Origin of the sequence: Janthinobacterium kochi (assembly GCF_051380715.1) — a bacterium.
Classification (GTDB): domain Bacteria; phylum Pseudomonadota; class Gammaproteobacteria; order Burkholderiales; family Burkholderiaceae_D; genus Janthinobacterium.
This window is the reverse complement of the sequence record NZ_JBNYXO010000003.1, coordinates 547,664-560,391: the sequence shown is the minus strand read 5'-3', so window position 1 is coordinate 560,391 and position 12,728 is coordinate 547,664. Positions and strand designations below refer to the sequence as shown.

The window sequence follows — 12,728 nt, the reverse complement described above, 5'->3', positions numbered from 1 at the left end:
TATCCACGTTGACGCAAGTCTTATCCGTACGGCAACGCACGCCCCCGCGACGCCATCTACCCGTAAAATAGCCGCTTCCGACATCCATTTCACCAACAACGAAGGAGTTTTCGCCTATGGATCTCAGCACGTTTCACTCGCTGATGGGAGGCCCGCTGCGCTCGGCGCTGACCGTGCTCGTTTCCGCCCTGCTCGTCACCGTGGTCGCCATCGTCGTGCACCGGGCCGGCATCAGCTTGCTGAAAAAACTGGCCAATGGCCACCCGTTCACCAGCAACCTCGCGCGCGTGGCCTTCCGCGCCAGCCAGCTGTGCATGATCGTCTTCGGCCTGCGCATGGTGCTGGCCGGCGCGCCCGACGACACGCCGGGCCTGGTCGCCATGTCGCATCTCACCAGCGTGGCACTGATCATCGCGCTGACCTGGCTGGCCATGCAATGCATCGAGTCGCTTTCCATCACGATTTCCCAGATCAATCCCGTCGACGCGGCCGACAACCTGCGCGCGCGACGCCGGATCACCCAGGCCCGCGTGCTGACGCGCAGCGCGCATGCCATCGTCGTCATCCTGGGCCTGTCCTTCGTGCTGCTGACCTTGCCCGGGGCGCGGCAGATCGGCGCCAGCCTGCTCGCTTCAGCCGGCGTGGCGGGCCTGGTGGCCGGTATCGCCGCCCGCCCCGTGCTCGGCAATTTCATTGCAGGGCTGCAAATTGCATTCTCTCAACCCATCCGCATCGACGACGTGCTGATCGTTAATGGCGAATGGGGCACGGTCGAGGAAATCAAGGGCACGTATGTGGTCGTGCGCGTGTGGGATGAACGGCGTTTGATCGTGCCGCTGCAATGGTTCATCGAAAATCCATTCGAGAACTGGACGCATACCTCCTCGGACATCCTGGGCACGGTCTTTCTGTGGCTGGACTTCAGCATCCCGCTCGAGCCGCTGCGCGCGGAACTGACGCGCATCTGCGCGTGCGCCACACAATGGGATGGCCGCGTCTGCACGGTGCAGGCGACGGATTCGAACGAGCGGGCCGTGCGCGTGCGCTTTCTGATCAGTGCGATAGATTCGGGCACGGCCTTCGAGCTGCGCTGCATCGTGCGCGAGCAAATGCTGGCCTTCATCACCACCCACTACCCGCACAGCCTGCCCCGCTTGCGCTCCACGCACGACCCGATTGAGGTGCACGCGATGCAGGCACAGAACGATACGGTGTTGCTGCACAAGGCTTAAAAAAACCTGCGGCGCGCTGCCCTTGCCCATGCGCCGCTACAATGGTTCGCATGAGCACCACCGCCTGGTTCATCCTGATCGGCTGCCTGATGCTGGCGCGCGGCCTGGGTGCCGACCGCATCGCGCGCGTGCCATGGACTTCGGCCATGGCTTACCTGGGCGTGGGCCTGCTGCTGGGACCCATGTTCCTCGGCCTGTTCTCGTTCGACCTGCTGGAGCAGGCGCCCCTGCTGGAAACCCTGACGGAAATCGCCGTCCTCATCTCCCTGTTTTCAGCTGGCGTCAAGATGCCCGTGCCCTTCAGCCTGGCGCGCTGGCTGCCGTCGCTGCGCCTGGCGTGGCTGTCGATGGCCATCTCCGTGGCCCTGGTGGCCGCGTTCGCCCACTTGGTGCTGGGCCTGCCATTGGGCGCGGGCGTGCTGCTGGGCGCCATTCTTGCGCCCACCGACCCCGTGCTGGCCACCGATGTGCAGCTGCGTCATGCGGGCGACAGCGAGCAATTGCGTTTCATCCTCACCAGCGAAGCGGGCATGAACGATGGCAGCGGCTTTCCTTTCGTCATGCTGGGCCTGGGCTTGCTGGGCCTGCATGAGCTGGGACCGCATGGCGGCACCTGGCTGTGGCGCGATTTATTCTGGGCCAGCGGAGCGGCCATCGCCCTGGGCGCGGCCGGCGGCGCACTGCTGGCCTGGCTGGGCTGGCAGGTGCGCGCCAAGGAACCGAAACACGCGATGCTGGACGACTTGGCGGCCCTGGGCTTGATCGCCCTCGTGTATGGCGTGGCCACCTGGCTGCACGCGTGGGGCTTTTTGGCCGTGTTCTTTGCCGGCGTGGCCTTGCGCCAGACGGAACTGCGGCTGGCCGGCGCGCCCGAAGACCGGCAAGGCTTGCTGCAGGCCAAGGAAACCCATGCCGTGTCCGCCGCCAAGCCGCACGGCAGCGAGGTAGCGCTGACCGTCAGCGGCGAGTCCCTCGTTTTCAAGGAACACCTGGAGCGCCTGTCCGAACTGACCCTGGTGCTGTTGCTGGGCGGCACCGTCACGGCCGCCGCCTGGAGTTGGCAGGCGTGGAGCGTGGCGCTGTTCCTGCTGCTGGTGGCGCGCCCGGCCAGCGTGATGCTCGGTTTGTTGGCCTCGGGCACCAGCGTGCGCCTGCGGGGATTGGCCGCGTGGTTCGGCGTGCGCGGCATCGGCTCCTTGTACTACCTCAGCTATGCCATCGCCCATGGCTTGCCGCGCGGCCTGGCGCGCGAACTGGCCGACATCACCCTTGTGGTCGTCATCCTGTCCATCGTCGCGCACGGCCTGACGGTCAAGCCCCTGCTGGAACGCTACTGGCGCAAATAGCTGGTGCAAATAGGCACCGGTCAGCCCCATTTGTCATTGCTGCAAAGCAATGTTTTGTCAATTGCCCCTATGGCGGGCGAAAATATTGTTAAGATCATTAAAAACAGCAAAGAGAGAATCAATGAAACGAAGAAGCGTGCTGGGACTGGGCGTCTCACTGGCCCTGCTGCAAACGGGCTGCGCCACCGATCCGGCCAGGCTGGCATGGGAAACGGAATTTGACGGCTTCATGCGCGATGGCCTGGCCCGCACGGAAACGCCGGGCATGAGCGTGGCCGTGGTGCGCGGCGAGCAAACCATTTTTGCGCGCGGTTATGGCTGGGCCGACATCCAGGCCGGCAAGAAAGCCGATGCCAACACGGTGTTTCATGTCGCCTCCGTCAGCAAGCTCGTCACGGCCACGGCCGTCATGATGCTGCTGGAACAGGGCGCCTTCCAGCTCGACGACAAGGTGGCGGCCTATCTGGACTTCCCGCTCATGCATCCGAAGTTTCCCGACGTACCCATCACCTTTCGCCATTTGCTCAGCCACACCTCGGGCATTTCCGACGCCGTGTATGACAAGACGACGGCGTTTGCCGTGCAGGGCGACCCACGATTACCGCTGCGCGACTTCGTCAAGGGCTATCTGTCGCGCGGCGGCGCCTGGTATGACGCTGACCTGTCGTTTGCGGCCCGGCCCGGCACAGAATGGCGCTACAGCAATGTCGGCATCGCCCTGCTCGGCTATCTGGTGGGCCGTTTGAACCCCGATGGCCTCGACGCCTACGCGCACGAACACCTGTTCGAACCGCTGGGCATGGACAGCACGGCCTGGAACCTGGCCGGCCTGCCGCGGCGCGCCGTCGTCGCCCAGCCATATGCGCACAAGGAACCGGGCTTGCAAGTGCTGCCGCCAGTCGGCTATCCCGACTGGCCGGCCGGCCTGCTGCGCAGCTCGGCGCATGACTTTGCCCGTTTCCTGGCCATCTTCAGCAATGGCGGCCGGGTCGAGGGCCACCGCTACCTGCAAGACGCCACTTTGCAATTGTTTTTCGCCCCACAAGCGGCTCCCGTTTCGCCCGCCGATGCGTCCGTGCGCCAGGCCCTGGTCTGGCTGCTGCGCGACATCGACGGCAAGCCGCTGGCCACGCACGGCGGCGGCGACCCGGGCGCCGCGTCCGTCGTCTGCGTCGACCGCGCCAGCAAGACAGCCGTGCTGGCCTTCGCCAACGTCAGCGCCGACAAGGAGTTTCGTTCATTCCAGAAAGAAGTCGTGCGGCGCCTGCTGGCCCATGGCGGCAGCGGCGCGCAAGCCAGGTAGGCATGCAGCTTGTGTGAGCGGGCGCACGGTCGCGCCCAGGCAAGAACGTATGCTGTGCTGGTCAAACTTGACACTCAACGAGGAGACCAGCATGACTAACCGCATCGGCAACAAAGACGTCGCGCAGCAGCGCAGCAAGAGTGAAAAAGCCCGCATCAAGGCACAGAACATCGCCAGCGAGGCGGTGAAGAAGGCCGAGGCCAGGGTCCGCTACCGCAATGCGGACAAGGGTCAGCCCGCTCCAGGAGGCTAGGCGCCAAACCAGCCGCGCAGCTTGTCGGCGGCGCGCTCCTTGACCTCGGCCGTGATGTAGGTGGCAACCGTGGCGACGGCTGCCGCCAGCACGGCCAGGTCATCAGCATAGCCGACCACGGGCGTGATGTCGGGAATCGCATCGATGGGCGAAATGAAATAGCCGAGCGCGCCGTAAATGGCCGTCTTGGCCCACAGCGGGGTATTTGGCTGCTGCGCCGCGTAGTACAGCCACAGGGCTTTTTCGATGACTTCGCGTCCCGCCGTCTTGGCGAACTTGACGACCTTGTCCCAGAAGCTGTCTTCCGTGTATTTCTTTTCATACTGCTTGTCGGCCTGGGGGGCGTGGTCTTGTTCCAGATTCTTTTTTCTGCCAAACATCTGCTGCTCCTGTCTGCCGCGCACGGCGTTACGAATGCGCACCTTAGCATAACGGCGCGCCGGGTGCGAGACGTGCAAGGTAAGCTATCGTCATGGAAATATCTGCCACCACCACGGCCCGCGCCGCCGGCCTGCGCTACACGGGCGACCATCAAAGCGGCATCGCCCGATCGGGCAAGCCCGGCAAGTTCCGCTACCGCGACGCGGATGGCCAGCTCCTGCGCGACGCACCCACCTTGACGCGCATCAAGGCGCTGGCCATTCCGCCGGCCTGGACGGACGTGTGGATCTGCCCGCACGCGAATGGCCACCTGCAGGCGACGGGGCGCGATGCGCGCGGCCATAAGCAATACCACTACCATGCGCGCTGGCGCAAGGTGCGCGACGAAGTGAAATATGAGCGCATACTCAGCTTTGGCCGCGCCCTGCCCGCCATCCGCGCCGCCGTCGCGCGCGGCATGCAGCTGCCCGGCTTGCCGCGTGAAAAAGTACTGGCCACCATCGTGCACCTGCTGGAATTGACGATGATGCGCATCGGCAACGAGGAATACGCGCGCACGAACAAATCGTTCGGCCTGACTACCCTGCGCACGCGCCACGTGCACGTCGACGGCAGCGCCGTGGCCTTTCACTTCAAGGGCAAGAGCGGCGTGCGCCACGCTATCGGCCTGAGCGACCGGCGCCTGGCCAGGGTGCTGCAGCGCATGCGCGAACTGCCGGGGCAGGAACTGTTTCAATATGTCGATGCCGATGGCGCGCGCCACGGCCTCGATTCGGGCGATGTCAACGATTACCTGCGCGAAGTGACGGGAGAAGACTACACGGCCAAGGATTTCCGTACCTGGTCCGGCACCTTGCTGGCGGCGCTGGCGCTGCAAGCGTTCGAGCAAGTCGATTCCGAGGCGCAAGCAAAGAAAAACATCGTGCAGGCGATCGAGTCCGTGGCAAAAAAGCTGGGCAACACGCCGACGATCTGCCGCAAGTGCTATGTGCACCCGGCCGTGCTGGAATCGTATCTGGATGGCAGTTTATTAGAAGGCATGCGCGCGCGGGCGCGGCAGCAGTTGCAAGGGGACTTGCCGGCGCTGGCGCCGGAAGAAGCGGCCGTGCTGGCCTTGCTGCAGCAGCGGCTGCAAAGGGCCGCTCAGGTCAAGCCTGGCGCGCGGGCTGCGGCTGGCACCGGGCCGACAGTGTGAGGGCGTCGCTGCTGCAGGCCGGCAAGGCGCCGTGGCCCGCATCGCGCGCCACGGGCGCTGGCGCGGCGTCGTTCGTTTGCGCATCGTCCGTATTCATCCAGGTGGCCGCCAGGGTCGAGAAGGTGAACAGGCAGATCAGCAGGAACGGCTTGTTCACGTGAATGGACTGGTCTGGCTTGGGCATCGCATACTCCGTCGGACTGGTTGGCTGTTGCAGCATGAACACGATCATCGCGGGTTTCCGCAAGGCATACAATCAGACAGTTTCGACAAGATGGGTAGGACAACGCTGACAGCGCTCATCCCTAAAGACACGTGTCGGTAGATTTGACACCGGCGCTGGCCCGTATCAGCCAAGCCCTTGTTTTTGCAGCACAATTTATACGGGAACGCTTCCTGCTTGACCTCTTGCCTGGGCACGCTTGGCGCCAGTTAACGGGGGAACGGTCATGAACTTTATTAAACAGGCGCTGCTGGCGCTGCTGCTGTGCGCGATGTCTGCCGCGCACGCCACCAGCATCGGCTACACGGCGACCTCGCTGGGTGGCACGCAGTGGCGCTACGACTATACCGTCAGCAATACCGCCCTGGCCGTCCCCATCGAGGAATTCACGCTGTTCTTCAGCGTGGGCCAGTACGCCAATCTGCACAACATCTCCACGGCGCCCGGCTGGGACGTGCTGCTGGTGCAGCCCGATCCGGCCATTCCCGCCAGCGGCTATTTCGATGCGCTGGCGCTGGCCGGCGGTATCAATCCCGGCGCCACGGCCATCGGCTTTTCCGTCACCTTCGATTACCTGGGCGCGGGCAGCCCTGGCGCGCAGCCGTTTTCCCTCCTCGACCCCGTTTCCTTCATCGAGCTCGAGGCGGGCAGCACGCAGCCGGCCGCCGTCGCCCTGCCGTCCACGCCATGGCTGCTGCTGGCCGGCATGCTGGCCATCGCCTGCCTGCGGCGGCGCCAGTTGGCCACCACCGCGCTGGCCACGGGCCTGGCGCTGGGCCTGTGCGCCTGCGGCGGGCCGAACGATCCCACCCAGCCTCCCGCGCCGAAAGTCATGCTGGCCGCCGCAGCGACTACCAGCACCACCGTCCAGGCCGCCGGGGACTTCGAAGTAACGCAACTGGAAAAAGTGGCCGAACAGCGCGTCAGCCGCACAGTCTGGGACTACACCTACCGCGTGCACATCCGCAACAACAGCCGCGCGGCGGCCAGCAATGTGCAAGCCGTGCTGACCAGCGCACCGGAAGGCAGCACCATCATCGATGGCGAGGTGCTGGCCGGCAGCATCGACGCGGGCGCCACCGTCAGGCCCGACGACACCATCATCCTGCGCATCGATCGCAACATCGCCTTCCAGAGCGCGGCGCTGGCGTGGACCTTCAGCGCCAACGCCAGCATCGAACTCGATCCCGTGCGGCCCGCGCAAGTGGTGACGCTGTCGCTGGCCGAGCTGGGTTTGACGGACGGCGCCGACAGCGTCAAGGTCAGCGGCGCCGTCACGGACGTGCTGCTGCAGGACGGCAGCCTGCGCTTTTCGACGCCAGGCGACACGGGCGTAGACCAGCACGCGCAGTTTTCCCTCAGCAAGGGCAACAGCGTCACCACCCTGAACCTGCTGATCCAGACGGACCTGCCCACGGCCGTGGAAACCTATGTGGAGCCGGACGACGACGGCAACCTGCCCGCCACGGCACCCGTGCTGGGCATCACGGGCCTGGGACCGAACAACCGCCTGCAGCCGGGCGCCCTGGCGTTCCGCCTGGTGGGCGCGCCGTCACTGGCCCTGCAGGACGACAGCGACGGCTTGCTGTCCAGGCCGAACGGCGTGGCCGTCAGCCTCAAGCAGTATTGGGTCTTCGATGCGGCCAGCGGCACCTTCAGCATCAGCGCCACGGCCATGCAGCAATTGTTGGCATCCTTGCCCAACGGCAGCTACGACCTGAACCTCAATTTCGTCTCGCAGGATGGCGAATTCACGGCCAGCTATGCCTTGATCGTCGTCAAGTCCGCTACCTCCCTGCAAGGCCAGCTGCGCACGCCCACGGGCAGCAATGCCACGGGGCTGGCCGGCAAGAAGATGTTATTAGCGGGCTACAACAGCCACCAGCGCCAGGTAGCCGTGGTCGACGCCACGGGCGCCTTCCACTTCGATGGCGTGCTGCCCGACACCTACCAGCTGACCTTGAACGATCTGGTCCACCCGAACGTGGTCAGCGTCAGCGCCGTCGTCTTCGACAACAGCAGCACCGTCAGCGTCGGCATCGTGTATCCGTACGGACCCGGCCTGGCCCAGCGCACCGCCCCGACGCAGAGCTATGTGGCGGGCAACGTCACGCAGGATGGCGCCGGCCCGCCAGCGCGCGCGGTACCGGCCAGCTCCCGCAGCAAGAGCGACGTCACGCCACAGGAGGACGAGGGCAGCAAGACGTTTACGGCCACGGCGGTCGCGCAAAACCAGACCATCACCTCGCCCGTCGCCTTCACGGTGCCCAAGGGCACGAAAAACGTGGGCGTGAAAATCACCGTCAGTACGGCCGAGTACCCCGTCTACACGACGGCGCAAAGCCAGTACAACGATACCTGGTCGTACGCCGTAACGGGTTTGCCCGGGGTCAACCTGGCCGCCACGGGCGCCGTCAACCAGACGCACTTCACGCAGGGCACCATCGTCAGGACGGAATGCGTCGATGTCAGCAAGCAAACTCAGGCTGGGGCTTTGAGCCTGGGCGGCAATGTCAGTGCCACGAATATCGGCGACAGCGCCCTGACCACCGTCACGACGGTGGAACTGAGCCTCGTGTGCAAGGGCTTGAAGGTGACGCAGGCAAAATTCCTCTCGCCGAACAAGGCCGGCCACCCCGTGCTGCAGCCGATCAAGCTGACGGGCAATTTGGCGGGGCCGTATGTATCCGTGTCGCAAGGCGCGGCCACGGCCACCCACACCTTGCCGCTGGAATTGCACTACACGCCGGCGGCCGCGACGATTACGGAAGTCAATATTGGCGTTTCTTCCGGCGGCGGCAATCCCGCCTTCAGCACGGAGAATTTATTGTCCCAGACCAATACCAAGACTGCCGGCACAGTAAAATTTCCCAACCTGGTGCTGCCCGCCTTTGCCGGCGAAAAACTCGACAAGAAGGCCGTCATCACGCTGCGCCTGACGGGCCGCGTCGAGAATGTCGATGCCAGCTCCGATCCGGCCGAAGGGGGGCAAGTGGAATTCAAGGGCGACACGGCCTACATCCCACTGTATCTGGCCAACAACGAGGCGGCGCTGGCGGCGCGGCGCTACGGCACGCGCGACGCGGGTGGCGATTCATGGGCCACGCGCCTGGTCATCGCCTGGCTGGCGGGCAAGGCTTACCGTTTCGACGATATCAGCGGCCAGCACGTGACGCAAACGGCAACGGGCCGTTCCATCCTCGGCCACAGCGGCCACAGCGACGGCCAGCAGATCGACTTGCGCTACGCGGACGGCGCGGGCGGCTACACGGATGCGCTGGGCGGCCAGAACGATGGCGCGGCCATTCACCAGTTGATCCTCGACGCGAAGGCGGAAGTGGCGGCCAACCCCGCGCAAAAGCCGAAACTGGCAGCCCTGCTGGCATGGATCGCGGCGAACCGGGCCATGCTGGCCCAGGAAGCGGCGCCGGCCAGCACGCGTATCATCTACATCGGCCCCAGCTTCATCAAGCTGGCCCTCGTCGACGGACGTTTTTCCGCCGATCCGGCCGACAAGATCCCGGGTGCGGGCGCCTGGAGCAAGCCGGTCAAAGTGCACATCGAGGCGGGACACCTGAGCCACTGGCACATCAGCATCACGGCCCATCCGTAAGCAGGGTCAGGCGGGCAAATCGGACAGTTCCAGCTCCGAAAACCCCGCCCGGCGCCGCGCTTCGAGGTTGAACGGGCCACGCAAGGTGGGCGCTTCATAGCGCAGCGCCAGCTCGGCATAGGTGGCGCGCAATTCCAGGCCCCGCTGCTGGCACAGATAGCCGTACCAGCGGTTGCCGATTTCCACATGCCCCACTTCATCGCGCAGAATGATGTCGAGGATGGCGGCGGCGGCCATGTCCCCCGCCTGCGCCAGCTTGGCGCGCAGCGGCGGAATCGCGTCCAGGCCCCGCGCTTCCAGGGTGCGCGGCACCAGCGCCATGCGCGCCAGCAAGTCGCCGCGCGTCTTGTCGACCATTTCCCACAGGCTGTCGTGGCCGGGAAAGTCGCCATACGTGTGGCCCAGCACCTGCAGGTGCGCCTGCAACATGGCAAAGTGCGTGGCTTCTTCTTTCGCCACGCGCAGCCAGTCCGTGTAGTAGTCAGAGGGCAAATCCGGGAAGCGCCACAGGGCATCCAGGGCCAGGTTCATCGCATTGAATTCGATATGTGCGAGCGCATGCACCAGCATGGCGCGCCCTTCCGGGGTGATCATCGAGCGCCGCCCCACCAGGCGCGGCGGCACCAGTTCCGGGCGTTCGGGACGGCCCGGCACGGGGCCGGCGGGCGCCAAAGCCGATTGCGCATCGAGCGAAAGTTGCGCCCCGGCCATGGCCGCCACCATCGCCACCTTGGTGGCCGGGTCCGGTTCCAGCAGGCAAGCGAGCGCAGTCGTGCGCAATTCCTGCGGCGCGGTGAAGGTCAGTGGGGATGTTGCGTGCATGGTGTTTCCTTCCTGTGCTGATTCCAGCAAGGGCCGCAGTGTATCAAATGTGGCTGAAGTGGCGTACTGGGGTCAGACCCGCCGGGTCTGACCCCGGCCCTGCTGCAACAGCCAATCCAGCAGCGCCTGAACTCTCGCCGGCAGCGCAGCGCGCCCGCTGTGCACGAGGTAGTACGCCTGCGGGCTGGCCAGGGCAAACCCGCCAAACGGCAAGACCAGCTGGCCGCTGTCGACCCACGGCTGCACCAGCTGGCGCCGGCCCATGGCCACCCCCGCGTGGTGGACGGCCGCCTGCGCGCACAGGTCGGCGCGGTCGAAACGCAGGCTGCGCGCGGGCAAGCTCACCTCTGGCGCCTGCCCGTCCAGCCACAGCCGCCACTCGGCATCGGGCGCGCAGGCGGGCCAGGCCAGCGTATCGTGCAGCACGGTCGCTTCCATCAACTTGTGTGGCGCGTCCTGCAAGCCGTGTCGCCGCGCATAGTCAGGGCTGCAGACGGGCGCCAGCCACTCATCCATCAGCTTGCGCGATGCCAGGCCGGGAAAGCTTCCGTCGCCATAGTGCAAGGCCAGGTCCACCTGGCCGGCGCGAAAGTCCACGCTATCATTGCCCACGCGCAAGTCAATCGACAATGCCGGATACTGCGCAACGAACCCTGCCAAGCGCGGCACCAGCCAACACTGGGCGATGGAGGGGCGCGCATGCACGCTGATGCTGCCCGCCAGCGCATCGCCGCCGGCAATGGCCGCACGCAAGCCATCCCAGCCAGTTTGCAGGGCGACAAAGATGCGCTCACCGTCCTGCGTCAATTTTACTTGCCGCGTCAGGCGCTGGAACAGCAGCAAGCCCAGGCTAGCTTCCAGGCGGGCGATGCGGTGGCTGACGGCGCTGGGCGTGAGCGCCAGTTCCTGCGCGGCCAGCGCGAAGCTGCCATGGCGCGCCGCCACGAGAAACGTGTGCAGATTGGCGAACTGGCTGGCCGTCAGCGTGGCCCCAAGCGTGGCCCTGAGCGGCGCGCCGGCCGGCATCACGCGGCTCCGGCCGCCAGCAGCGCGCGGCCGCGCGCCACGTAGGCCGCCATTTCCTCCTGCGGCACCATGCTGCCACCCGTGCCCCACACCAGATGCGTGGCGGTATCGAGGTGCTGCTGGTATTGCGGCGCCGCCAGCACGGGAGGAATACCCGCGAAACCGGCCACGGCGGACGGTTCCAGGCGCAAGCCTTGCGTTTGCTCAAGCATCGCCAGCAAACGGTACAGTTCTTCATCCGTGACGGTGGCGTAGCCGTCGATCAGCCGCTGCATGGCGCGTCCGACGAAACCGGACGGGCGCCCCACGGCCAGGCCATCGGCTGCCGTGACGTTATCGATGCCGATCTCCTGCACGCTGATGCCTTCATGCAAGCCCGTGTGCACGCCCAGCAGCATGCACGGCGAATGGGTCGGCTCGACGAACACGCAGTGGACATCGTCGCCAAAGGCCAGCTTCAAGCCGAAGGCCACGCCGCCGGGGCCGCCGCCCACGCCGCACGGCAAGTACACGAACAAGGGGTGACCTGCATCCACCACGACGCCGCCTGCCTCGAACTGGGCTTTCAGGCGCTGACCCGCCACCGCGTAGCCGAGAAACAGATCGTGCGAGTTTTCATCGTCGACGAAGTGGCAGCTGGGGTCGCCCTGCGCCTGCCTGCGCCCCGCTTCCACCGCCACGCTGTAATCGGTCGCGTACTCGACCACGGTGACGCCGTGGCTGCGCAATGTATCCTTCTTCCACTGGCGCGCATCGGCCGACATGTGCACGGTGGCGCGAAAGCCCAGGCGCGCGCTCATGATGCCGATCGACAGGCCCAGATTACCCGTGGAGCCGACGGCGATCGCGTACTGGCCGAAAAACGCCCGCACGGCGTCGCTGGCCAGCAGGCTGTAATCGTCGCCCGGCTTCAGCAAACCGGCATCGAGCGCCAGCATTTCCGCGTGTTTCAGCACTTCATAGATGCCGCCACGCGCCTTGATCGAGCCGGAAATGGGCAGATGGCTATCCTGCTTGAGCCACAACTGACCGCTCGTCATGCCCAACGTTGCCTGCATGGCCGGCAGCGGCACGACGGGCGACTCGATGACGCCGCCGCTGGCCTGCGTTTCCGGAAACGCCCTGGCCAGATAGGGCGAGAAGCGGGCCAGGCGCGCGCTGGCCTGCGCCACGTCGTCCGCCGTCAAGCCCACGTCGTGCAAGGCCTCGGCCGCTGGCGCGATGCGGGGATTGAACCAGCTCAAGGGCTGCAAGGCCATCAATTCTGTAATCAGGGGAAATTTTTCGCACAGCGCGGCGATGGCGGGAGTGGGCAGCATGGCAACCTCGAGAAG

General features: G+C 65.7%; 11 protein-coding genes. 6 read left to right on the top strand and 5 right to left on the bottom strand.

Going from position 1 to position 12,728, the window contains the following annotated elements; all coding sequences use genetic code 11:
* The first annotated feature begins 116 nt into the window (after positions 1–116).
* The 4 genes from ACQ4WL_RS10030 (at position 117) to ACQ4WL_RS10015 (ending at position 4,134) form a co-directional block, all read left to right on the top strand.
* Positions 117–1,232 (top strand): mechanosensitive ion channel family protein, encoded by a 1,116-nt coding sequence (locus ACQ4WL_RS10030; protein ID WP_436509570.1) that lies wholly within the window; start codon positions 117–119, stop codon positions 1,230–1,232.
* Between the two features lie 50 nt (positions 1,233–1,282).
* The gene (locus ACQ4WL_RS10025; RefSeq protein ID WP_436509569.1) at positions 1,283–2,578 is read left to right on the top strand and encodes a cation:proton antiporter; all 1,296 of its coding nucleotides are present in this window, start codon (positions 1,283–1,285) and stop codon (positions 2,576–2,578) included.
* Positions 2,579–2,699: 121 nt separating this feature from the next.
* A complete protein-coding gene (locus tag ACQ4WL_RS10020) occupies positions 2,700–3,881 on the top strand; it encodes a serine hydrolase domain-containing protein (protein ID WP_436509568.1) in 1,182 nt (393 codons plus the stop codon).
* A gap of 91 nt (positions 3,882–3,972) precedes the next feature.
* Complete coding sequence (locus tag ACQ4WL_RS10015; RefSeq protein ID WP_436509567.1) at positions 3,973–4,134, top strand: hypothetical protein; 162 nt, start codon at positions 3,973–3,975, stop codon at positions 4,132–4,134.
* Here ACQ4WL_RS10015 and ACQ4WL_RS10010 read toward each other — a convergent pair.
* Positions 4,131–4,514: a YkvA family protein gene (locus ACQ4WL_RS10010; protein ID WP_099763967.1), complete on the bottom strand. Its 384-nt coding sequence runs from the start codon at positions 4,512–4,514 to the stop codon at positions 4,131–4,133. The genes ACQ4WL_RS10015 and ACQ4WL_RS10010 overlap by 4 nt on opposite strands.
* Before the next feature lie 92 nt (positions 4,515–4,606).
* On the opposite strand from ACQ4WL_RS10010, the gene ACQ4WL_RS10005 reads away from it, so the two are divergent.
* Positions 4,607–5,710 (top strand): DNA topoisomerase IB, encoded by a 1,104-nt coding sequence (locus ACQ4WL_RS10005; RefSeq protein ID WP_436509566.1) that lies wholly within the window; start codon positions 4,607–4,609, stop codon positions 5,708–5,710.
* On the opposite strand, the gene ACQ4WL_RS10000 is transcribed toward ACQ4WL_RS10005, so the two are convergent.
* The gene (locus ACQ4WL_RS10000; RefSeq protein ID WP_436509565.1) at positions 5,664–5,930 is read right to left on the bottom strand and encodes a hypothetical protein; all 267 of its coding nucleotides are present in this window, start codon (positions 5,928–5,930) and stop codon (positions 5,664–5,666) included. The genes ACQ4WL_RS10005 and ACQ4WL_RS10000 overlap by 47 nt on opposite strands.
* 229 nt (positions 5,931–6,159) lie before the next feature.
* Here ACQ4WL_RS10000 and ACQ4WL_RS09995 point away from each other — a divergent pair, with 229 nt between their 5' ends.
* Positions 6,160–9,546: a hypothetical protein gene (locus ACQ4WL_RS09995; protein WP_436509564.1), complete on the top strand. Its 3,387-nt coding sequence runs from the start codon at positions 6,160–6,162 to the stop codon at positions 9,544–9,546.
* Between the two features lie 6 nt (positions 9,547–9,552).
* Here ACQ4WL_RS09995 and ACQ4WL_RS09990 read toward each other — a convergent pair whose 3' ends face one another.
* The 3 genes from ACQ4WL_RS09990 to dsdA form a co-directional block, all read right to left on the bottom strand.
* Positions 9,553–10,368 carry a ferritin-like domain-containing protein gene (locus tag ACQ4WL_RS09990; protein WP_436509563.1) on the bottom strand — a complete coding sequence of 272 codons (816 nt, stop codon included), beginning with the start codon at positions 10,366–10,368 and terminating at the stop codon, positions 9,553–9,555.
* A gap of 72 nt (positions 10,369–10,440) precedes the next feature.
* Positions 10,441–11,394, bottom strand: coding sequence for a DNA-binding transcriptional regulator DsdC (gene dsdC, locus ACQ4WL_RS09985; RefSeq protein ID WP_436509654.1), 954 nt, complete (start codon positions 11,392–11,394; stop codon positions 10,441–10,443).
* Positions 11,394–12,713, bottom strand: coding sequence for a D-serine ammonia-lyase (dsdA, locus tag ACQ4WL_RS09980; protein ID WP_436509562.1), 1,320 nt, complete (start codon positions 12,711–12,713; stop codon positions 11,394–11,396). Before dsdA ends, dsdC begins: the two co-directional genes overlap by 1 nt.
* Positions 12,714–12,728: the final 15 nt, after the last annotated feature.